At 69.8% G+C, this 21,015-nt stretch carries 20 protein-coding genes, 1 tRNA gene and 3 pseudogenes; 14 read left to right on the top strand and 10 right to left on the bottom strand.

Annotation, left to right across the window (positions count from 1 at the left end):
- Positions 1 to 1,836, top strand: coding sequence for a DUF1998 domain-containing protein (locus ABZ027_RS02975; protein ID WP_356763733.1), 1,836 nt, complete (start codon positions 1 to 3; stop codon positions 1,834 to 1,836).
- Positions 1,837 to 2,038: 202 nt separating this feature from the next.
- Positions 2,039 to 2,116 (top strand) — tRNA-Arg (locus tag ABZ027_RS02970).
- 270 nt (positions 2,117 to 2,386) lie between these two features.
- Here the strand turns inward: ABZ027_RS02970 and ABZ027_RS02965 are convergent.
- Positions 2,387 to 2,605: a DUF3761 domain-containing protein gene (locus tag ABZ027_RS02965; protein WP_356763731.1), complete on the bottom strand. Its 219-nt coding sequence runs from the start codon at positions 2,603 to 2,605 to the stop codon at positions 2,387 to 2,389.
- On the opposite strand from ABZ027_RS02965, the gene ABZ027_RS02960 reads away from it, so the two are divergent.
- The gene (locus tag ABZ027_RS02960) at positions 2,595 to 2,891 is read left to right on the top strand and encodes a hypothetical protein (protein WP_356763729.1); all 297 of its coding nucleotides are present in this window, start codon (positions 2,595 to 2,597) and stop codon (positions 2,889 to 2,891) included. The two genes, ABZ027_RS02965 and ABZ027_RS02960, sit on opposite strands and share 11 nt — an antisense overlap.
- A 245-nt stretch (positions 2,892 to 3,136) precedes the next feature.
- Here the strand turns inward: ABZ027_RS02960 and ABZ027_RS02955 are convergent.
- A pseudogene (locus ABZ027_RS02955) lies at positions 3,137 to 3,585 on the bottom strand (hypothetical protein); the annotation flags it as partial.
- A gap of 131 nt (positions 3,586 to 3,716) precedes the next feature.
- On the opposite strand from ABZ027_RS02955, the gene ABZ027_RS02950 reads away from it, so the two are divergent.
- Together ABZ027_RS02950 and ABZ027_RS02945 are read left to right on the top strand one after the other, a co-directional pair.
- Positions 3,717 to 4,178 (top strand): DUF6083 domain-containing protein, encoded by a 462-nt coding sequence (locus tag ABZ027_RS02950; protein WP_356763727.1) that lies wholly within the window; start codon positions 3,717 to 3,719, stop codon positions 4,176 to 4,178.
- Positions 4,179 to 4,334: 156 nt separating this feature from the next.
- Positions 4,335 to 4,520 (top strand): annotated as a pseudogene (locus ABZ027_RS02945) (DNA-binding protein); the annotation flags it as partial.
- 50 nt (positions 4,521 to 4,570) lie between these two features.
- Here the strand turns inward: ABZ027_RS02945 and ABZ027_RS02940 are convergent.
- From ABZ027_RS02940 to ABZ027_RS02920, 5 genes are all read right to left on the bottom strand, one after another.
- Positions 4,571 to 4,945 carry a hypothetical protein gene (locus ABZ027_RS02940; RefSeq protein ID WP_356763725.1) on the bottom strand — a complete coding sequence of 125 codons (375 nt, stop codon included), beginning with the start codon at positions 4,943 to 4,945 and terminating at the stop codon, positions 4,571 to 4,573.
- An 82-nt stretch (positions 4,946 to 5,027) separates the two neighbouring features.
- Complete coding sequence (locus ABZ027_RS02935) at positions 5,028 to 5,546, bottom strand: roadblock/LC7 domain-containing protein (RefSeq protein WP_356763723.1); 519 nt, start codon at positions 5,544 to 5,546, stop codon at positions 5,028 to 5,030.
- A gap of 38 nt (positions 5,547 to 5,584) precedes the next feature.
- A complete protein-coding gene (locus ABZ027_RS02930; RefSeq protein ID WP_356763721.1) occupies positions 5,585 to 6,358 on the bottom strand; it encodes a transcriptional regulator in 774 nt (257 codons plus the stop codon).
- A gap of 26 nt (positions 6,359 to 6,384) precedes the next feature.
- On the bottom strand, positions 6,385 to 6,792 hold the full coding sequence (locus tag ABZ027_RS02925; RefSeq protein WP_356763719.1) for a hypothetical protein: 408 nt from the start codon (positions 6,790 to 6,792) through the stop codon (positions 6,385 to 6,387).
- A gap of 242 nt (positions 6,793 to 7,034) precedes the next feature.
- The gene (locus ABZ027_RS02920) at positions 7,035 to 7,778 is read right to left on the bottom strand and encodes a ferritin-like domain-containing protein (RefSeq protein ID WP_356763717.1); all 744 of its coding nucleotides are present in this window, start codon (positions 7,776 to 7,778) and stop codon (positions 7,035 to 7,037) included.
- 159 nt (positions 7,779 to 7,937) lie between these two features.
- Here ABZ027_RS02920 and ABZ027_RS02915 point away from each other — a divergent pair, with 159 nt between their 5' ends.
- Positions 7,938 to 8,420 carry a hypothetical protein gene (locus ABZ027_RS02915; protein WP_356763715.1) on the top strand — a complete coding sequence of 161 codons (483 nt, stop codon included), beginning with the start codon at positions 7,938 to 7,940 and terminating at the stop codon, positions 8,418 to 8,420.
- Between the two features lie 92 nt (positions 8,421 to 8,512).
- On the top strand, positions 8,513 to 9,169 hold the full coding sequence (locus tag ABZ027_RS02910) for a DUF3105 domain-containing protein (RefSeq protein WP_356763713.1): 657 nt from the start codon (positions 8,513 to 8,515) through the stop codon (positions 9,167 to 9,169).
- Positions 9,170 to 9,222: 53 nt separating this feature from the next.
- Here ABZ027_RS02910 and ABZ027_RS02905 read toward each other — a convergent pair whose 3' ends face one another.
- Positions 9,223 to 11,004, bottom strand: coding sequence for an SMI1/KNR4 family protein (locus ABZ027_RS02905; RefSeq protein ID WP_356763711.1), 1,782 nt, complete (start codon positions 11,002 to 11,004; stop codon positions 9,223 to 9,225).
- A gap of 241 nt (positions 11,005 to 11,245) precedes the next feature.
- Here ABZ027_RS02905 and ABZ027_RS02900 point away from each other — a divergent pair, with 241 nt between their 5' ends.
- Both ABZ027_RS02900 and ABZ027_RS02895 read left to right on the top strand, forming a co-directional pair.
- On the top strand, positions 11,246 to 12,493 hold the full coding sequence (locus tag ABZ027_RS02900) for an acyltransferase (protein WP_356763709.1): 1,248 nt from the start codon (positions 11,246 to 11,248) through the stop codon (positions 12,491 to 12,493).
- A gap of 232 nt (positions 12,494 to 12,725) precedes the next feature.
- The gene (locus tag ABZ027_RS02895; protein WP_356763707.1) at positions 12,726 to 13,226 is read left to right on the top strand and encodes a peptidylprolyl isomerase; all 501 of its coding nucleotides are present in this window, start codon (positions 12,726 to 12,728) and stop codon (positions 13,224 to 13,226) included.
- A 158-nt stretch (positions 13,227 to 13,384) separates the two neighbouring features.
- Here ABZ027_RS02895 and ABZ027_RS02890 read toward each other — a convergent pair whose 3' ends face one another.
- On the bottom strand, positions 13,385 to 14,455 hold the full coding sequence (locus ABZ027_RS02890; protein ID WP_356763705.1) for a Ku protein: 1,071 nt from the start codon (positions 14,453 to 14,455) through the stop codon (positions 13,385 to 13,387).
- Between the two features lie 72 nt (positions 14,456 to 14,527).
- Between ABZ027_RS02890 and ligD the strand changes: the two genes are divergently transcribed.
- Positions 14,528 to 15,409: a non-homologous end-joining DNA ligase gene (ligD, locus tag ABZ027_RS02885; protein ID WP_356763703.1), complete on the top strand. Its 882-nt coding sequence runs from the start codon at positions 14,528 to 14,530 to the stop codon at positions 15,407 to 15,409.
- A 65-nt stretch (positions 15,410 to 15,474) separates the two neighbouring features.
- On the opposite strand, the gene ABZ027_RS02880 is transcribed toward ligD, so the two are convergent.
- Complete coding sequence (locus ABZ027_RS02880; protein WP_356763701.1) at positions 15,475 to 16,281, bottom strand: nuclease-related domain-containing protein; 807 nt, start codon at positions 16,279 to 16,281, stop codon at positions 15,475 to 15,477.
- A 130-nt stretch (positions 16,282 to 16,411) separates the two neighbouring features.
- Between ABZ027_RS02880 and ABZ027_RS02875 the strand changes: the two genes are divergently transcribed.
- The 4 genes and pseudogenes from ABZ027_RS02875 to ABZ027_RS02860 all read left to right on the top strand — a co-directional run bounded on the left by ABZ027_RS02875 (position 16,412) and on the right by ABZ027_RS02860 (position 20,982).
- The gene (locus tag ABZ027_RS02875; protein WP_356763699.1) at positions 16,412 to 16,918 is read left to right on the top strand and encodes a dual specificity protein phosphatase family protein; all 507 of its coding nucleotides are present in this window, start codon (positions 16,412 to 16,414) and stop codon (positions 16,916 to 16,918) included.
- Between the two features lie 947 nt (positions 16,919 to 17,865).
- Positions 17,866 to 18,093 (top strand): annotated as a pseudogene (locus ABZ027_RS02870) (SH3 domain-containing protein); the annotation flags it as partial.
- Positions 18,094 to 18,136: 43 nt separating this feature from the next.
- Positions 18,137 to 19,525 carry an FtsW/RodA/SpoVE family cell cycle protein gene (locus tag ABZ027_RS02865; RefSeq protein WP_356763697.1) on the top strand — a complete coding sequence of 463 codons (1,389 nt, stop codon included), beginning with the start codon at positions 18,137 to 18,139 and terminating at the stop codon, positions 19,523 to 19,525.
- Positions 19,522 to 20,982: a penicillin-binding transpeptidase domain-containing protein gene (locus ABZ027_RS02860; RefSeq protein WP_356763695.1), complete on the top strand. Its 1,461-nt coding sequence runs from the start codon at positions 19,522 to 19,524 to the stop codon at positions 20,980 to 20,982. Before ABZ027_RS02865 ends, ABZ027_RS02860 begins: the two co-directional genes overlap by 4 nt.
- The last annotated feature ends 33 nt before the right edge of the window (positions 20,983 to 21,015 follow it).

Raw genomic sequence — 21,015 nt, 5'->3', positions numbered from 1 at the left:
ATGCCTCGCAGAATCAACACCAGCACCGCGGCGGCCGGCGACGATCGCAAGCGCCCCTCCGTCGGCTCCATCCGGCGTGCCCAACAGATCACCACGTACGGCGTGGGTGGCCTGCTCGCCGTCGCCGATCAGTCCTACATCGTCAGCGGTCTGGACACCTGGGACGTGACCGGCGAGCCCGATCTGCGAGACCAGCGCTTGGAACCGATGCTGCACGTCAACGGCTTCCGGCGCCCGCCCGCGGCCCGCGTGGCCACCGGCCGTGGCGTGCGTGTGCGTCGCTTCCCAGCCACGTACTCGTGCCCCGAGTGCAAGGCACTCAAGGCATTCCGCGACCTCAGCGTGGGACCTGACAATAACCGGTGCGTCCAGTGCTCGACCCTGCTCGCGCCCTCCCGCTTCATGGTGGCCTGCGAGCACGGGCACCTCGACGAGTTCCCCTACTGGGAGTGGGTCCACGCCGATCCGAAGCGCAAAGGCGTTCGCCCCACTACATGCTCGCGAGCCAACGCGGAGCTGACATTGGAGACCGACGGTCGCACCGCCAGTCTCCGCGGCATCGTCATCAGTTGTAGCTGCGGGCAGAAGGCATCGATGGAAGGTGCCTTCGGCAAGATGGCTCTCCGCTCCCTGGGCCTTCGCTGCCACGGGATCCGCCCGTGGCTGGGCCGTAACGCGGCAGAAAGCGGATGCAACCGTCCTCCCAGGACCCTCCAGCGTGGTTCCTCGGCAGCATGGTTCGCCGACCTGCGGTCCGCCTTGTCCATCCCCCCGTGGCACACGAAGTTGATGGAACTCGTCGAGGCGTACCGCAGGCACCTCGTCAACAAGAACGACGAGCGCATCAGGGAGTTCGCAGAGGACGAAGGCTGGCTCACGCCGGGCGAATACTCCCTCTCCCAGGTGCTGCGCACCGTCCGCACCCTCGAGAACGCAGCCCGCCCCGAACCCGCAGAGGACGACGAAGACCAGATCCGTTTCGCCGCCGGCGAGCCACTCCGGCAGGAGGAGTACGAACAGCTCTGCAGGGTCACCGAGGACACACCTGAGAACAAGCACTTCGTCTGCGAGCCCCCCGAGGAGGATCCGTCTCACATCCCCGGCATCGACCACGTCATGTTGGTCAAACGCCTTCGCGAGGTCCGAGCCCTCACCGGTTTCACCCGCATCCGTCCCCCGCAAGGCTCGAAGGCCGACCGTGATCGCATCAGCCGCCTGAGTAAGAGCCCAAATCTCGGTTGGCTCCCGGCTATCGACGTCGTAGGCGAGGGCGTCTTCCTCACCTTGGACCAGGAGCGACTGCAACAGTGGGAGTCGGCTGTGCTCCGCGCTGACTCCGACCGAACCGAGCGCATGCGGGTAGCGCACGAGGGCCTGCTCCGCGAACAGGAGTGGGAGAGCCCCCGCTCGCCACTGACGTCACGCTTCGTCCTGCTGCACACGCTGGCCCACGTGCTGATCAACGAGTGGAGCCTGGACTGCGGCTATCCCGCAGCGTCTCTGCGGGAGCGGCTCTATGCCAGCGACGAGATGTGTGGCGTCCTCCTCTACACCGCGACCAGCGACTCGGCGGGCAGCCTGGGCGGCATCATCGCGCGAGGAGAGATCGCGGAACTGTCGAGAAGCCTATCGTCCGCCTTGGAACGCGCCTCCTGGTGCTCCTCCGACCCCTTGTGCATGGAGGTCGATGCCAACGGGGTCGGCGGGCTCAACCTGGCCGCTTGCCACGCATGCCTCCTACTGCCTGAAACCAGTTGCGAAATGAACAACACGTTCCTCGATCGAGCCCATCTCAGGGGAACACCTGACGGAGACTTCCCCGGCTATTTCGCTTGAGTCGTCCATACATGTGGCAGCGGCTCTGCGACAGCGCTCGACGAGTATCCCCGTTTCGGTCCGATCGCCAGTGGTCCTGGAGGAATAGCACTGCTTCGCCAGTCGCTCGTCACCGCCGTACAAGACCGCGTCCGATGAACAGAGGCGTCTCTCCGCCCGTGGCCTATTCGTGGACCAATGAGAGGCTTCAGCCAGCCACCGGGCCTCTGACGTGCTGAAACACGATAGCCACACGGGCCCTCCGGAGCCGTGTGCGCAGGTTCGAATCCTGCCGGGGGCACCTTGGATTAGGTGCCCAAAGACCCCGCCATCAGCGCTTTTGCTGAGACGGGGTCTTTGCGTATGCGCAGGCGTGTGCCGCTCGGAGCGGCCGCATGTCGGCGACTGTGTCTTGAGACATTCCCCCAGGTGCACCCCACGAGTGTGACGCCCTTGAACCTCTCCTTTTAGGGGCGGAAATTCGAAGAGGCGGGGCCGCTCCCCGATCCAGCGAGGCAGGCGCTCCCGTACTCACACACCACCAGCTGAAGCAGCGACCTTGAGCCGTCGACTACCGGTAGAAGACAGCCACGCCACCGTGATGCGAGCAGGCCCCCTGATGGTGAGCCGCGTACGAGTACGTACCGTCACTACACAGAGCCGTTGCGCCGCCGCCCGCGGAGCTGGAGCCACCCGACGAGCTGGACCCGCCACTGGATGACGATCCGCCAGACGTCGCACTGCCGCCCGTCCCCGACTCCGCGGCAGCGGCGTGCGCGGTGACGGTCACCTTCACCTTGACCTTGACTGTTTCCGTCACTGTCGGCGCGGGCTTCGGCTTCGCGGTTTCCGTGGCCGTGGCCGTTGCTGTCGCCGTGACCGTGGCGGTGGCCGTCGGCCGCGCCTTGTCGCTAGCTACCGCCTTCGTCGTGTTCGGATTCTGGGTGTCCGCGCCGGCGCTGCCCACGCCGATGATGAACGCAAGGCCCAGGGCGGGCAGTACGAATCGCTTGCGGGCCCACCTCGGTGCGCGACGGGCGGTCGGCGGTCCCGACGGAGGCTGTGACGGCGGTTGAGGCTGGTAGTAGGACACGGGACCCCCCAGTTGAAATACGTGAGGGATGAAACTACCTACGTCGACGCGTCAGATGTAAGGAAAAAGTGAAGACGGTGATCCAGTTGTGACCTCGCGAGGACCAGGACGGAGTCCCAGTCGGATGCGGTAGGTGCGCACCGGTCAGTTCTCCGTTGGCAAGTACCGGTTGACTGCGGACGCGGGACCAGCCATCGGAGGTTTCACCGCCACAGCCAGGACCGGCAGCTCTGCGACCTCGGTTGCGTCGACTCCAGAGTTGAGCCAGGTCGACAGTGCCGAGTGTCGGAGGTCGTACGGGCGGGCAGCGAGCGTGTTCGTTGGTGAAGAGCCGTCCGTCATCGGCCAGGCCGAAGGTGTCGATGTGGTTCCGCAGGATCGCGACGAGGTGAGGCGGGATCCGCACGGGCCGGACCTCTTCCACGGGCCGATTCTTGAGTCCCAGGTCGTCGTGTGTCTCCCCGGAGCCGGTCCCCCGCTTTCCGACGCTGGGACGAGCGCTATTCAGCAGTGCCGTTCCCGCATAGTGCATCGCGTTGACGAGGGTTCGCCGCTTGCCCTGTACGGTTCGGCCGCTGCCGCCGTCCCATCGAGCTTCAGCTTCCGCGAATCCAGTACGGCTGTGGCGGTCGCTGCGGGCCGAGGTCTGAGAGCGAGCACGAGGCCTTGACCACCCAGGGAGTGGGAGCCCGCCCGCGACCTCCCGCTCGACGCAGCAGAACGTGCTGCGACCTTCTGACGAGCAGTCACCGAACGAGGCTGAATCGCTATCTACTGCGATCCGGTCAGATGCACTCACACTCGGCACATGGGGGCATTAGGGGATCACGAGTGGTCATGCCATCGCTGTGGGAGGACAAGCCCCGCTGTGCGCGATCGAGGGCGGATCGACCTCATGGCGAGACTCTGTGAGACGTGCTGGAACATCCTCGCGAACGAGATGGCCCAAGCCGACGGTGCCACGGCTGCACCAAGGCCTGATCCTGGTCCTGACGACGTGTCTTGGATCGAGCCGCCAACCTGCCCCGAGTGTGGGGCGCCGATCCGCGTCTACCCGACCAACTACGACCGGTGGGTGAGCCTCGCCACGGTGGAACTGCCCGCCAAAGACGTCCCAGAGCCCTTCCGGTGGCGTTTGACTAAGCTTCCGGGCCAATCATCCGTCACCGATATCGTGGCTGTACGGGTCCGTGGAGTCGATCCGCTACCCGGCGAGCCCGTCGTACCGGCGCACCACATCATGTGCGTGCCCGGCCTGCGTGAGCCCTAGATCACCGCATGGGGCCGCGAATCGGGGCAGTGTCCTCCGCGTGTCCGATCGAGTGGACAGGTCCCGCCCTAATGATCAATACGCGGCCGTGACCAGGAACAATTCGTAGGACAGCAGGCCCCGATCGGAGCAGGCACAGGGTGGGGCGAGCGCCGCGTGACCGGGTCTCCCGCTGTTCCCGGTGGCACCCTCGTCCTGGACAGCGAAGGGCTGGCCAAGGCCGTGCTGCGTGATCGCACCGTCACCGGCCGGCTCAGCCTCGCCCGCGCCGACGACCTACGCGTGATCATCTCCGCGGCAACCCTCGTCGAGGTGGTTCACCCCCGGATCAACCGGCCAGCCCCGCGCCACCGTCATCAAGATTTGACGCCGGAGGTCTCGGGCAGGCCCCCTCAGACCTCGAGTTGGGCCTCGATTCTCCTCAGCTGGTGGCGGGCCATCGCGAGGTTGGCGCGGCCGGAGTCCAGTACGAGGTAGAGGAAGAGGCCGTTGCCTCCCTGGCTCCTGAGCAGGCGGATGAGGTGGTACTGGGTGCCCAGGGTGATGAGGATGTCCTCGATCTCGTCGTTGATGCCGAGGAGTTCCATGGTGCGCAGCTTGGCGCGGACGACGTCGGTGTTGCCGGCGGCGGCCACGTTCAGGTCGAAGTTGTTGCTGCCTCCGACGGTTCCCAGCGCCATCCCGCTGGTGTAGTCGACGAGCGCGGCTCCGGTCGCGCCCTCGATCGATGAGAGGGCTTCCTTCAGCGCTGCTTCGGTGTTCGCCATGGCGTGCTGTTCCCTTCGGACTGTGCCGGCCCTGGGTGGTTCGGGCCTGTGTTGAGCTGTGGTCAGGGGAGAGGCGTGCGGTCTACCTGGTCGGCGCCTCCCCGGTGGTGGGGCGCGGGGCGCGGGGGCGGGTGCCGTCGGGCCGTGGTGCGGGGGTCCGTACGGGCAGCGGGCCGCCGGGGGCGGTGGTGGGCGGCGGCGGATGTCTCGGGGGGCGGTCGGGTTGCTGGACGGCGGCCTGCAGCAGTTCGCCGATTCGGTTGCCGGAGCGGCGGCCTTCCAGGTGCAGTCGGCCGACGTTCACCCGTCCCTCGGCGACCAGAGTCAGCACTCCGGACGGGCCGGCGGCGTAGGTGGCCACGTAGCCGTGCGCGCCGCGGACGAGGAGTTCGCGGAAGTCGCCCTGTCCGGTGGCGTCGGTGAGCCGCAGGGCGACGCCCTGAGCGGTCGCGGTGAGGGCGGCCAGCCCCTCCGGTTCCACCCCCCGGATGTCCTGGGCCAGCACGAGACCGTCGACGCTGGCGGCGAGGGCGCCGGTCAGTTGGGGAAGGCGGGCCCGGAGGCTGTGCAGTTCGTCGAGGACATCGGCCTCGGCCGCCATGAGCTGTCTCCTCTCGGCGCGCTGTCTGATCGCGCGGATCACAGGGCCTCCAATGCGTTCTTGATTCGGCGCAGCAGGGCGACGTCGGGGCCCGTCGAGGTTTCTGGAAGGCGGGCGGGCGCGGTGGGGCGCGGTCGTCGCCGGGCCGCGGTCACGATGCCGACGGCGGCGAGACGGCGGACGTCGACGAGCGTGTGGAAGGCGGGCCGGCCCAGGACATGGGAGATGTCGGCTGCCGTTCGCGTCCCGTCCACGTGCTGCAGGACCGCACGTTGACGCCGTGGCAGGCATGTGTCGAGGGGGAGACGAGTGCGTACGAGGGGTTGGGTGTCCGTCCCCTCCTCGGGCCAGATCGCGGTCAGCAGCTCCCGTCGGCGCGCCGTCTCACGCTGCACCGCGTCGACGGGCACCGGACGCACCGCCCCCAGCCAGTGCGCGACGCCGCGCCGGAACCGGGCCGGGCCGCCACCCTGGCCGAGCACGAAGAACGCCGCGTCGTACAGCGCCCCGAGGTGACACAGTTCCAGCGCTCCCTCGGGGAAGCGACCGCTGTCCACCAGGAACCGGGCCACCCGCTGCTGGGGCCCGGCCTGGGTGAGGGCCTCGGACCACTCCTCGGGTGACAGGGCGCCGCCCGTGGTGAGCAGCACGTCGAGTCCGGGCGTGTGCGGGCTCTCCGCGTGGATCACCTGGCCGTCGGCGAGGTAGAGAGTGCCGCGTTCCCGCATGAGGGAGCCGGTGGCGTGCTCGGCGACGAGCCGGTCCAGCATCGGCGAGCCGAGCAGCGCGGTGCCGGGGCTTCGCTGGGGCATGTCGGAGGACAGCGTCCGCACAGTGGTCATCCCAGTACGAGCTCGCGCGCCAGGTCGCGCAGCCGGATGCGGGCCAGCGCGAGGTTGCCCTCGCTGCGGCCGAGCCACAGGTGCAGGAAGACGCTGCTGTCGAAGGTGGTGCGGACGAACTGGAGGAGGTGGTAGCTGTCGCGGTTGGTGAGGATCAGATCCTCTACGGGAGTGTCGTCGCCGTTCTGATCGGACCAGTCGGAGCCGTCGGCGGGGGCGAAGGACTGGTACTCGGCCGCGATCCGGGCGAGCTCCGCCGCTTCGGCCGCCGCGACCTCGTCGTCATCGCCCGGGGACTCCCCTGCTGTGCCCAGAGCCAGGCCGCTGGTCCAGTCGACCACCGCGACGCCGCGGGCGCCGGGCAGCTTCATGATCTCCAGCAGACACTCGTCAATTCCGGGCAACGAGGACTCCCCTCCCGAAGTGCGTCGAAGGAATCATGCAGAACCTAGACTCCGTATGTGGAGCTGTTGTGACTACTCAGTCAAACTGACGTGGAGTGTGAGACTGATGGGTAGCTTCTGTTGACTGTTTGATGTTTCGTCAGGCGACTTGGTCGCGGTGTGATAGCCCGGTGGTGACGGGCTCTGGCCTTCGAGCATCGACGTGGTGAAGGTGAAGCGGGCACGGCCGCGGCGCCGGCGGGTCACCCGCCCTGTGTCCCAGTCGGCCTCCAGGCGTCGGGGCGGGGCAGCAGCACCACGGCGACCACCGCGTGGGACGAGGTCATGACGTCGGCCACGAAACGTCGGCGCCCGATGCCGAGTCGGCGCAGGGCCGGGCCGTGGTCGGCGGCGACGACGAGACAGGCCGCGAGTAGAAGAAGTCGCCACAGGGCCATCACCGGGCGGCGCATGGCGCGGGGCAGCTCTGCCAGGGAGGCGTGCAGTCGCTCGCAGTGGAAGGGGACGTGGAGCTGCTCGTCGGACAGGATCCGCCCAGCCACATCCGTGGTGAGCGCGTCGTCGGTGCCGTCGCGCAGGGCCCGGTAGTAACGCAGGGCCACCACTTCCGCGATCATCAGCACCAGCAGTTCCATGCGGAGGCCCATGAGACGCCGTAGCCGTACGAAGACCACGTCGCTCCAGTGGTGGGTCAGCGTCGGTACGCCTCCGGCGGCCAGCAGCCGGGCCAGGAGACGGGCGTGGTTCTGTTCCTCGGCGATGAAGAGCCGTACCGCCTGCGCGTAGTCGGCGTCGCCGGCCTGGTCCGCCTTGCCGATGAGGTTGGCGCCGTCACCGTCCTCGCCGACCTGGAAGCGCTGGATGCCGGCCCACACCGCCGGGTGCAGCGTCGCGCCGCGCCCCCAGTCCGGGTCACCCAGGGCGTGCCTGCACTCGCGCTCGTCCTCGAACCGTCTTGTCCACTTGGCGAAGCCGTCGGTATGCATCCGGTCTCCCTCCCTCAGGACACGGCCACCGTGCCCGGAGAGGGACGACGCAGCCGGGCACCGAGCCGTTCCAGTGCTGCGGGTCGCTCTCCTCGTTCAGCAATCACGTGCCGCACCGTGTGAGCGACCCGCCGGTCCCCGCGGCATACCATCTCCCTGATGAGCAGCGGGGCGGAGTGGAGCGGGGTGCGGGGGAAATCTCTCGCGTTGCTCTGGGGTGTCCTGGGCGTGCTGCTCGGCTCGCAGGTGGTGTGCGTGGATGCGGGGCATGGGGAGCGGACGCAGCAACAGGCGAAGCCACTGGTGCAGGCGCAGGCGCAGGCAGAGGTGCGGCAACTGGTGTCCGAGGGCTGGGGGTCGGCCGTCGCGATCGGCACGCAGGTCTCGGCGGCGCAGGTCGCCCACCGTGTCGTAGCCGCGGAGCACCCGCACCACTGTCCCGCCGGCACCCCGTGCTGCGTCCGGTCCCAGCACGCGGCCCTGCATCCCGTACGGACGACGCTCCCCGGTACCGTCCAGGCGCTGTCGGCCCTCCTCCCCCGGCTGCCGCGCCTTGCCGCCCCGGACGGGCGCCCCTCCCCTCGGCCTCCGTCCAGCCGGGGCGCTCCCGATCTGCACGTCCTTCAGGTGCAGCGGACGTAGGTGAACTCCCGCTCATCCAGGCGGGTCCCTTTCACTCTGCACCCACGTACCGCCGCGTCATCACATCGCGCGGCGGGGACAAGGACGTACCCATGAGCAAGACCAGTAAGAAGGCGGCCTCTTCGGCCCGCAAGGAGCGGATAGAGGAGATGCGCCGGGCCGAGAAAGCCCGCGAGCGGCGCAACCGGATCCTCACCATCGGTCTCAGTACGGTCATCGTCGCCGGGCTCGTCGGCTGGGGCGGGTACGCGCTCAACAGGGCCAACGAGAAAGAGGAACGGCAGGCCGCCGAGGCGAAGGAGCCGGTGCGCGGTGAGAAGACGTGGGAGGCCAAGAAGCTCGGCCGCAACCATGTGACCAAAGCCGTCTCGTACCCGATGACTCCGCCCGTCGGTGGTGATCACCATCAGGCGTGGATGACCTGCGACGGCACCGTCTACACGAAGGCCATCGCGCATGAGAACGCCGTCCACTCGCTCGAACACGGGGCGGTGTGGATCACGTACAGCGACAAGGCCTCCGACGGGGATGTGAAGAAGCTCGCCGACAAGGTGGGCCGTACGCCGTACACGCTGATGAGCCCGGAGAAGGACCAGGCGGGGGCGATCATGCTGTCGGCCTGGGGCCGTCAGCTCACGGTCGACAGCGCGTCCGACCCGAGGGCCCAGCAGTTCCTCAGCAAGTACGTGCAGGGCGCGCAGACACCCGAGCCGGGGGCCGCCTGCACGAATGGGCTGACCGCGACCTGAGCGGACGGCACGGGAGGGGAAGGGGTGGGGCACACCCCTCCCCCCTGCCGGACTCACCTCTCTCCCTCCAGGTCCGCCGCCAGCTCGGCACGCCAGTGGAGGGACATCCGGTGGTGCAGGATCGTCGAGGCGGCCGCGGGAACCGGTGTCTCGACGAACTCGCGTAGCGCGCGGGCCGCCTGTGCGCGCAACACCCACGCGCTCAGGTCGGCCTCCGTCACCGGTCCGTGGTCGTCCCGCGTCCCGTGCTGTCCTCTCCGGCTCTCGCGGGCCGCCCAGACCTCGGCTTCGAGGGTGCGGATGCGCAGGTCCAGTGGGCTGTCCGGGGCGAGTTGAACGGGCTCGTCGCGGTCGATGCGCGCCAGCGCGTCCCTCACCTCGTCGTACACGTCGAGCCGGGTCTCCGCGGCCAGTCGTGCCAACTGGGCCGCTGTCGCCGCCCGTAGACGCCCGGGCGGGGTCCGTGCGACGAGTGCTGCCAGGTCGAACTCCCGTACCTGGTCGACCACTCGGTCCGCCGCCCCGCCGATGTGCTCCAGCGGCGGCAGCAACAGGGCGCTCGTCAGTTCCGTTTCCGTGTCGTCGTCCGGTCGGTACGTGATGCCGAACTCCGCCTCCAGTTCGGTCAGGAAGCGGGCGTACGTCGCCGTCGACCCGGGCCAGTGATCGGGCCCTGCCTCCCGCGGTGACAGGACATGGCGCACGGCGTCCGGAAGCGGTACGCCGTCCTCGGTCACCGTGACCTGGACTTCGGGACCCCGCCTGGTCAGGGCCACCGCGCGGGTGCCCGCGGATGCCCTGCGCAGCACCTCCGGGCGGGTGAACTGGGCCGCCCCGCCCTCCTGGGTCGCGTACGCCCAGCCGCCGACGCTGCCGGCGCGGGCCATCGGACGGTACGCCGCCCAGGGCGAGGCCGCCGACTCCTGGGCCCGGCCACGGGTGCGCGGGCGGACGGTGTCCGGTATCGCGCCCAGCCGGCGCAGCAGTTCGGCGGGGGTGAGGTGCTCCGCGAAGACGATGTCGGGCTGGATCGGCGGGGGCGGGAAGTTGCGGTGCCGGATCCAGATGAGGCGCGGGCCCTTCAGGGCCCCCTCCGGATTCGGCTCCGGATTCGGCTCCGGATTCGGCTCCGGGTTCGGCTCCGGCTCTGGTTCCGGTTGCGGTTCCGGCTCGCCGGCCACGGCGGCGAGGGCGAGCGGAGACACCGGGTCGGGGATGGTGGTCCGCTCGTTCTCCCACAGCAGGATCCCCTCGTGCGGCAGTGGTAAGAGGCCGTTGAACGGGCTGCCGTTCTCCAGGGCGTCCGCGTAGTCGGCGAGCACGTGGCGCAAAGCCGGCCAGGGGGTGAAGGAAGGAGAGTCCTCGTCGAAGTAGCGGCCGGGGCGGCCCCAGTTCGCACCGGCGTGGCAGGTCAGGAACAGGCCGTCGGAGGACTGCCAGCCGACGCCGAGGGTGATCAGCAACCAGTCCTTGTGCCACCAGGTGTCGAGTTCGTGGTCGTCCTCGTCGTACTGGTCGTCCTCGTCGAAGCCTTCGTCGGCTGAGACGTCCGCGCCGATGTCGCGGAGCATCGTGGTGCTGCCGACGATGTCCGAGACGCGGGACAGCGGTCCGAAGTGGGCCAGTACGGGCGCGCCCGGCTTCAGTTCCACGCCGTCGTGGCAGCGCAGGGAGTCGACCAGATCAGGGTGGAAGCGGACCCCGAGGGTGCGCTCGGCGGCCTCGATGTCCGACGTGGACGCCGGCGGACGCAGCAAAGCGTGGCTGACGGGGGCGTGCCGACGCAGCCAGGTGTCGATGCGGGCCCATGAGGCCTCAACGGCGGGAACACTCATGATCGGACCATAGAGGCCACCACTGACAACGGGACGGAGTCGCACGGTTGTCACCAGCTCGCTGTCGCGGCGAGCACGGCCAGGGCGTCAACCTATCGGCGATTCCAAGTCGTTGAGGTTTCCGGCAGGGGCAGATCCGTCCAGGTCGTCTCGGGTGGATCGGTGTCGTACCGGGCACGGATTGGTTGCGGCACGGTGTTTTCGGCGTGCCGGCGCGGGTGGCTCGGCAGCATCACGAGGTATGGACAGAGACCGGTACGTCGACTCCCTGCGCGCCGTGGCGATCGTGCTCGTGGTGTGCGGGCACTGGCTGATCACCGGCCTGGTGCGCGGACCCGGCGGGGAGATCGACGCGCCGGAGTTGCTCGCGGTCGTGCCGTGGACCCAGTGGCTGACCTTGGTGTTCCAGATCATGCCGTTGTTCTTCCTGGCCGGTGGCCATGGAGCGGCGGGCTCCTGGGAACGGCAACGGGCGTCGGGCGGCACGGCCGCCGGGTGGGTGCGGCGGCGGTCGCTGCGGCTGCTGCTCCCGGCGGGTGTCTACAGCGGGCTCGTGTTGCTCGCGGTGGGAATCGCGGCGGGCGTGGGCGTGGATCCGTACACCCTGTCGCTCGTCGGGTGGGCCATGGCGATGCAGTTCTGGTTCCTGCCGGTGTATCTCGTGCTGGGCGCGCTGACGCCCGTGCTGCACACGGCCCATCGTCGTTGGGGCGCGCGCGTTCCGGTCGTGATGGGCGCGGTCGCGCTGGTCACCGATGCCGTGGTGATCGCGGGGGACCTGTCGTACGTCGGGCCACTCAACTACGTGCTCGTGTGGGGCGTCGCCTACCAGTTGGGGTTCTGCTGGCGGGCCGGGCTGCTGGGCCGGGGCCGGGTGGTGCCCGCCGTGCTGGCCGCGGGAGGCGGGCTCGCCTTCGCGCTGCTGATCGGCCTCGGGCCCTTCCCGGTCAGTCTGATCCGGGTGACGGGGCAGCAGCCCGGCAACACCGATCCGCCGTCGGCGGCGATGCTGGCGTGGGCGGTGGCGCAGGTCGGGGTGTGTCTGCTGGTCGCGCCCTCGGTACGGCGGGGGCTGGCTCGGGAGCGGGTGTGGCGGCCGGTGCGGTCGGTGGCCGGCGCCAGCATGAACCTGTACCTGTGGCACATGCTGCCGGTTCTGGTGGTCGCCGCCGCGTTCTATCTGACCGGTCTCGCGCCCGAGCCTGCGTTCGGGTCCGCGGCGTGGTGGGCGCTGCGAGTGCCGTGGCTGCTGGTGCTCGGGGTCGTCATGGCCGGGGTGCTGTCGGCGCTGCGGCCGTTGGAGCGGGGGCTGTCGGCCGCGTACGAACGGGTCCGTCCGGACGCCGGTCCGCGCCGGGCCTGGACGTTGTGGCTGGGGCTGCTCGCGTGTGTCGCCGCACTGAGCCGGTTCGCGGTGCAGGGTTCGCGCACGACGGGCGGTTCCCGGTGCTGCCCGCGGTGGTACTGGTCGCCGGTCTGGTGCTGGTGATGGTGCCCGGAGCGCGGCGGGTCCCGCTCCGGACGGACGGGCCCGGCGAGCGAAGGGCCTTGAGGGGGGCCGCCTGACGTGCGGTGGGATGTCAGGTTCCACGGCCGGTCGCATGTCGGGGGCGGCAAGCGTGGGGGGGCAGGTCGGGCGCCGGTTGGCCCGGGCGCCGGGCGCGCGGGGGGCTGTGTGACAAGATACTGCGGCCAAGACCCGCCAGAAAGGGACGAATTACATGTCCAGCGTCGAGCTGACCACGAACTTCGGCCGTATCGTTCTCGAACTTCATGACGCCGAAGCTCCCAAGACCGTCGAGAACTTCCTGACGTACGTCCAGAACGGCCACTACGACGGCACGATCTTCCACCGTGTGATCGACGGCTTCATGGTCCAGGGCGGTGGATTCACCGCGGAGATGGCGCAGAAGCCCACCCTGGCGCCGGTCCCGAACGAGGCCGACAACGGACTGAAGAACACCGCGTACACCGTGGCGATGGCGCGCACCAGCGACCCGCACTCGGCCACCGCCCAGTTCTTCGTCAACGTCTCCGACAACGAGTTCCTCAACTACACGGCGAAGACGCCGAGTGGATGGGGCTACACCGTCTTCGCCCGGGTCAGCGAGGGCAAGGACGTCGTGGACCAGATCAAGAACGTGCGCACCGGCAGCAGCCGCGGCCACCAGGACGTGCCCACCCAGCCCGTGATCATCGAGTCCGCCAAGGTTCTCGGCTGACGGGACGACGGCGCACCACGGGCCGCCGCCGCGACCTGCGGCTGCGGGCAGGCCGCTGACGCGGTACGCAGGTCATGCGGCGCGGGGCGCACGTGGTGCCCAGGGCACCTGGTGTGCGGGGCTCTCCGTGCGCGGGCCCTCGGTGCGCGGCGCTCGGCTCACGCGGTCCGTTTGCGGGCGGCGGCCTTCTTGGCCGGGGTCTTCTTCGCCGCCGTCTTCTTCGCCCCGGTCTTCTTCGCCGTCGACTTCGTCGTGCTCTTGGCGGACGTCGTCTTCTTTGCTCCCTGGGCCGACTTCGCGGTCGACTTCCGGGCAGCCGTCGTCTTCTTCGCGGCCGTCTTCTTCGACGTGGACGTCGACTTCTTGCCGCCCGCCTGCTTGGGGGTCGACCGCGCCGACTCGCGGGCCGGCATCTGTCTGACTTCCGCGGGCTCCTCGTCCGCCCCTTCCTCCCCACGTGCCTCCTTGGCGTCCCGCACGCTCTTCTCCAGGGCCGCCATCAGGTCGAGGACCTTGCCACCCTTCGCCGGTTCGGGCGCCTCGGGTGGGGCCTCCCCGGCGGCCTTCGCGGCGACGACCTCCTCCAGGGCCTCGCGGTACTCGTCGTGCAGGTCGTCCAGGTCGATCTCGCCGAGGGTGTCCATGAGGGCGTCCGCGAGGTCGAGCTCCTTGTCGTTGACGGTGACGTTCGCGTCGGGGGCGAGGCCCTCGGGGGCACGGACCTCGTCCGGCCACAGCAGTCCGTGCAGGGCGATGGCGTCCTCCACGACGCGCAGCATGCCGAGGCGTTCCCGGCCGCGGAGGGCGTACTTGGCCACGGCGACCTTCTGACTGCGCTTGAGGGCCTCGCGCAACAGGATGTACGGCTTGGCGGCGGGGGCGCCGCCGGCCGCGATGTAGTACGCGGCGTCCATCTGGAGCGGGTCGATCCGGTCGGCCGGCACGAAGGCCACGATCTCGATCGTCTTGGCCGTCGGAAGCGGCAGGTTGGACAGGTCCTCCTCGGTGATCGGGATGATCGTGCCGTCCGCGTCCTCGTAACCCTTGCCGATCTCCGACTGGGTGACCTCGCGGTCGTCCAGTTCGCACACCTTGCGGTAGCGGATACGGCCGCCGTCCTCCGTGTGGATCTGGCGGAAGGAGATCGAGCGGCTCTCGGTCGCGTTCACCAGCTTGATCGGGATGCTGACCAGGCCGAACGAGATGGCGCCGTTCCAGATGGATCGCACGTGCAGCACCCTTTCGATCGGTTTGCCAAGACTTGTATCTACTTCCAGATGAATGTCTGGAATTCTCATCGTATGACGCCGATCACAGAGGTGGAGGGGCGAAGGCTCGCGCTCAGCAATCTGGAGAAGGTGCTGTATCCCGCGACCGGCTTCACCAAGGGCGAGGTGCTCCACTACTACGCGACCACCGCGGAAGTCCTGCTGCCCCATCTGCGTGACCGGCCGGTGTCCCTCCTGCGCTATCCGGACGGCCCCGAGGGCCAGGTGTTCTTCACCAAGAACATCCCGCCGGGCACGCCCGACTGGGTCACCACCGCCGAGGTGCCCCGATCCGAGGGGCCGGCCCGGATGGTGCTGGTGCAGGATCTGCCGAGCTTGATGTGGGCGGCGAACCTGGTCACCGAGTTCCACACCCCGCAGTGGCTGATCGACGCGCCCGGCGAGGCCGACCGGATCGTGTTCGACCTCGACCCCGGCGCGCCGGCGACGATCGTCGAGTGCTGCGAGGTCGCGCTCTGGCTGCGGGAGCGGCTCGCGGCGGACGGGATCGAGGCGTGTGTGAAGACCGCCGGGTCGAAGGGCCTGCACCTGCTGGCGGCCGTACGGCGGACCTCCTCCGCTCAGGTGTCGGAGTACGCCAAGGAACTGGCCGTGGAGGCGGAGCGGGCGCTGCCCAAGATGGTCGTCCACCGGATGACGCGGAGCCTCAGGCCGGGGAAGGTTTTCGTGGACTGGAGCCAGAACGCCGCCCGCAAGACCACGGCCACGCCGTACACCCTGCGGGCCCGGACCGAACCGCTGGTGTCGGCACCGGTGACCTGGACGGAGGTCGAGGAGTGCGGCGAACCCGCCCAGCTGGCCTTCCAGGCACCGGACGTCGCTCCCCGCGTACAGGACCACGGCGACCTACTGGCCGCACTCCTGGACGTCGACCGCGCGGGCACGTTGCCCTGACCCAGGTGCTCTGACTTCGGCTGCGCTGACACCGGCAAAAGATCACCCCAGCCGACGGGGCGCGGTCAGCCGTCGGAGGCCCACGTGTGCCGGTCCCGCGCCATCGCGTGCAGCGCCTCCACGTCCGCCGGTTTGAGGACGCCGCCGGTGCGGGCCAGGCCGTCGAGTTCCGTGGCCGTCAGGACCCGGACCTCGCGCGGTGGGACGGTGACCGACACGTCCGCGGGGCCGACGAGGGCCAGGACCGGGCGGACCTCGGCCGTCAGGGCGTAGGAGGCGCGGTCGGCGTCGGCGCGGACGCGGCGCAGCAGCGGGCGTGGTTCGCGGCGGCCCAGCGCGATCATGGGGTCGGCGACCGTGACCCGCTGCTTGTGGGCGTACAGCGTGTGGACGGCGAACAGACCGCCGGGGCCGATCACCAGATGGTGGACGCGGTCGCCGCCGGGCAGCGGGATCGAGTGCAGGGCGCGCCAGCCCGCCCCGTCCAGCCGGTCCAGGGCCTCCCCCACCGCCTGCTCGGCCGCGAGGGCCCTCCGACGCGGGTCGGGGCGCAGCCGGTGCGCGGGACCCGGGTCCCGGTCCAGGGCGATCTGGAGCGCCTCGCCGGGACGGTTGGGCGCGAGGTCGTCGTCGGGATGGAGGGACAGCCTGGCCAGCTCCGCGGGGGTCGGCACCGGGGGCGGGCCCACGGCCACCGTCCCGGTCAGGAAGGGCCCGAGAACGTCGAGCACATCCTGTCTGCGGTCCTCGCTGAGCAGGTTGATCCGGGCTGCCTCACGGTCGTACCAGGCGATGTTCCTGCCGTCCGTGAGGCAGACGTACAGCCGCTCCTGACCGTGGTTCCAGGTCGGTACGACGCGCAGTCCGCTCATGCACCATCACCCCTCACCATGGGAACAGGCGGGGTGCTCCCGTCGCAAGGACCCGGTTACCTTTGAGGAGGGGCTGACGCGGGTAGGTTCTGTCGGCCCAGGCGAGTTGGCGGGGCTCGGGGAGGCGCCGTTGCGCACACGCGGGAAGCAAGCCGAGGTACCCGCTCCGGACGGTCCGTGGGACGAGATCGTGCCCGGTCTGTGGATGGGCGGGCACGAGTTCAGGAACGGTCCGGGGCAGGTCCAGTTCGCCGTCGTAGGGAACGAGTTCGATCTTGTGCAGACCTTGCTGAGGCTGCCCGGCCACGGGCCCGACCCGGGCGTCGAGCACCATGTGTGGCCGATTCCCGACGGACCCCTGGACGGCACCCAGCTCGCCGGGGTGATCCGTCTCGCGCAGGCCGCGTGCGAGGCGCTGGACGGGGGTCGCAAGGTCCTCGTGCGCTGTTATCACGGGTACAACCGTTCGGGGCTGGTCGTCGCCCACGCCCTGATCCGCCAGGGCCGCTCGGCGGACGAGGCGATACGGCTGATCCGGACCCGACGTTCGCCCTGGGCGCTGCACAACGAACTGTTCGTCGAGTACCTGAAGGCGGGACTGCCGACGGCCCGGCTGCTGGAGGAGCTCGCCGAGTAGTCGCTCCCCGGTGGCCGATCTCCCCGATGGCGCAGTGTGAGGGGCGCCGTGCGATCACCGCTCCTAATGTGGCGATTAGTCAGGTTCCGACTGCTTCGCTCCCTCATGGAGGTACTCCCATGTCCCTGCGTTCCTCCCTCACCCACCGCCTCGCCATAGCGGCCGCCGTCGGCTCCCTGGCCGTCGCGACCCTGGCCGCCCCCGCCGTCGCGGACGACGACTGGAACGGCCAAGGAGGCCAAACCAGCGGCAACGACGGCAACTGGAACCAGGGCGGGGGGAACCAGGGCGGCAACCAGGCCGGGGGGAACCAGGGCGGCAACCAGGCCGGGGGTAACCAGGGCGGCGGCAACCAGGCCGGGGGGAACCAGGGCGGCAACCAGGCCGGGGGTAACCAGACCGGGGGCAACCAGGGCGGCACTCAGACCGGAGGTAACCAGACCGGGGGCAACCAGGGCGGCACTCAGACCGGAGGTAACCAGACCGGGGGCAACCAGGGCGGCACCCAGGCCGGAGGCAACCAGACCGGGGGCAACCAGGGCGGGGGCAACTGGAACCAGAACGGAAACGGGAACAGCAACGCCAACGCGAATGGCAACGGCAACGGGGCCGGGACCGGGAACACCACCGGCAACGGCAGCGGCAACGGGGCCGGGACTGGGACCGGGAACACCAACGGCAACGGCAACCCGAATGGCAACGGCAACGGGGCCGGGAACACCAACCAGAACGGCCACGGAACCGGAACCGGAAACAGCAACCAGAACGGCCACGGGACGGGAAGCGGAACCGGCAACGGCCACGGGACGGGCAACGGCACCAGCAACGGCAACCCGAACCAATCCGGCACCAGCAACGGCAACGGCAACGGCAACCCGAACCAATCCGGCACCAGCAGCGGCACCAGCACCAGCACCGACCCCGGCACCAACACCACCCAGTCCCTCTACAAAGGCCGAGTAACAGCCAGCACCCTCGCCCTGCGCGCCCGCCCCGACCGCGGCGGCCAGATCATCCGGTACGCCCACAAGGGCGAGATCGTCTCGATCTTCTGCAAGACCGGCGGCGAGACCATCGACGGCAACCCGCTCTGGTACCTCCTCACGGACGGCACCTGGGCCTGGGGTGCGGCCCGGTACATCGACAACATCGGGTCCGCGCCACGCTGGTGCTGACGACGAAGACTGACAACCGGTGCTATTTGGGTAGGTTCCGGACATGATCGAGGCCGGAACCACCGTGCGGGCGGCGGACCCGCCCCTGCCCGCCGTACTCCTCCCCCGGCGCCGCGGCGTCGAACTGGCCCTCATCGTCCTCGCCGTGGCGCTGTCGGTGTACGGCTACTGCGCGGTCGGCGTCGCCAGGAACGGCACCGTCCCGCCCGGCGCCGCTGGCTACGGCGCCGGGCTCGGCGTGCTCGCGCTGCTCGCGCACTGCGCGGTACGGCTGCGCGCCCCCTGCGCCGACCCGCTGCTGCTGCCGATCGGCGTGCTGCTCAACGGCCTCGGCCTGGTGCTGATCTACCGGCTCGACCTGGAGACGCCCGGCGACCGGGCCGCGCCCACCCAACTGGTGTGGTCCACCCTCGGTGTGGCCCTGTTCATCGTGATCGTGCTCCTGCTGCGCGACCACCGCGTCCTGCAGCGCTACGCGTACGTCTGCGTGGCCGCCGCCCTCGCCCTGCTCACCCTGCCGATCTTCTTCCCGGCGGTGAACGGCGCCCGCATCTGGATCCGGATCGCCGGATTCTCCATCCAGCCGGGCGAGTTCGCGAAGGTGCTGCTCGCGGTGTTCTTCGCCGCGTATCTGGCGGCCAACCGCAACGCGCTGGCGTACGCGGGCCGGCAGGTCTGGCGGTTCAGCAGGATCCAGCTGCCGACCGGCCGCGTCCTCGGCCCGATCCTGGCCGTCTGGCTGGTGAGTGTCGGCGTGCTCGTCCTGGAACGCGACCTCGGGACCTCGCTGCTGTTCTTCGGCCTGTTCGTCGTCCTGTTGTACGTCGCCACCGGCCGCATCGGCTGGATCGCCGTCGGTGTGCTGCTGGCCTCGCTCGGCGCGGTCGCCGTCGGCTGGCTGGAACCGCATGTGCACAGCAGGGTCGAGGACTGGCTGCACCCGTTCGCCTCGATCGAGGCGGGGCAGGGACCGAACCAGCTCGCGCAGTCCCTGTTCGCGTTCGCGGCGGGCGGTGTGCTCGGCACCGGTCTCGGACTCGGCCACTCCGTCCTCATCGGCTTCGCCACGAAGTCGGACTTCATCCTGGCCACGGCGGGCGAGGAGCTGGGCCTGACCGGCCTGTCGGCGATCTTCCTGCTGTACGGCCTGCTCGTGGAGCGCGGTTACCGGACGAGCCTGTGCCTGCGCGACCCCTTCGGCCGGCTGCTCGCCGTCGGGCTGGCGTCCATCGTGGCGCTCCAGGTGTTCGTGATCGGGGGCGGGGTGACCGGCCTGATCCCGCTGACCGGCATGGCGATGCCGTTCCTGGCCCAGGGCGGTTCCTCGGTCGTCACCAACTGGGCGATCGTGGCCCTGCTGATCCGGGTGAGCGACTCGGCCCGCGGCCGGGCCGAGAACGAGAAGGAGAACCCCGAGCAGGTGATCTGGTGATCCGGCACATCCGGCACGCCGCTGTCTTCTGTGTCCTGCTGCTGATGGCGCTCCTGGTCAGCGCCACCCGCGTACAGGTCTTCCAGGCCCGCCTCTACGACGACAACGTGGGCAACCGCCGCTCGGAGATCGCCCGTTACGGCCAGCCACGCGGCGACATCCTGGTCGGCGGCAAGCCGGTCACCGGATCCCGGGACTCCGGGGAACAGCTTCGTCACGAACGGACGTACACCGACGGCCCGATGTTCGCGCCCGTGACCGGCTTCGCGTCGCAGGAGTACGGGACGAGTCTCCTGGAGCACGCGGAGGACGGCGTCCTGTCCGGCGAGGATCCGATGCTGTCGCCGTTCCCGCTGTGGAACGACTTCACGCGCGCCCGCAACCCGGGCGGCGACGTCGTGACGACCCTCGACCGGGCCGCGCAGCGGGCGGCGTACCGGGGGCTGGCCGGACGCAAGGGCGCGGTGGCGGCGATCGAGCCGTCGAGCGGGCGGATCCTGGCGCTGGTGTCGAGCCCGTCGTACGATCCCGCGGTGCTGTCCGGGAACGACGCGGAGGTGGCCCGGTCCTGGGAGCGGCTGAACAGTGACGCGGACAAGCCGATGCTCAACCGGGCGGTACGGCAGACGTATCCGCCGGGCTCGACCTTCAAGGTGGTCACCGCGGCCGCCGCGCTGGACGCGGGTGTGATCACCGACCTCGACGAGCCGACCCGCTCGCCGGCCCCCTACACCCTGCCCGGGACGACGACCAGGCTGACCAACGAGTCCGACGGCTGTGTCGACCTCTCGCTGCGGGAGGCCTTCAAGTGGTCGTGCAACACGGTGTTCGCGAAGCTCGGCGTGGACGTGGGCGTGCGGGACATGACGGCCACCGCGCAGGCCTTCGGCTTCAACGACAGGGGGCTGCGGATCCCGTTCTCGGTGGCGCCGAGCACCTTCGACACGACGCTGGACCGGGCGCAGTTGGCGCTGTCGTCGATCGGCCAGTACAACACGCGTGCCACGCCGTTGCAGATGGCGATGGTCGCCGGGGCGGTGGCCGACCGGGGGCTGGTGCGGGAGCCGTATCTGGTGGAGCGGACGCTCCGGGCGAGCGGGTCGACGGTGGGGACGGCCGGGTCCCGTCACGTGCGGCAGGCGATGCAACCGCAGACGGCGGCCCGCCTGCGGGAACTGATGACCCAGGTGGTGACGGAGGGCACCGGCACCAACGCCGCCATCCCGGGCGCCACCGTGGGCGGCAAGACCGGCACCGCCCAGCACGGCATCCTCAACTCCGGCACACCGTATGCCTGGTTCGTGTCCTGGGCACAGGACGACAGAGACCTCGAGCCGAAGGTCGCGGTGGCCGTGGTGGTGGAGGACGCGTCACAGGCCCGGGGCGACATCACGGGCGGCGGGATGGCGGCACCGATCGCGCGGGCGGTGATGGCGGCGGTGCTGAATCTGCCGTAGACACCGACGGGCTCGGGCACGTGGGACGGTCGC

Origin of the sequence: Streptomyces sp. NPDC006332, assembly GCF_040612855.1 — a bacterium.
Taxonomy (GTDB): domain Bacteria; phylum Actinomycetota; class Actinomycetes; order Streptomycetales; family Streptomycetaceae; genus Streptomyces.
Note: the sequence above shows the minus strand (reverse complement) of the source record. Positions and strands in the feature narration are given on the sequence as shown.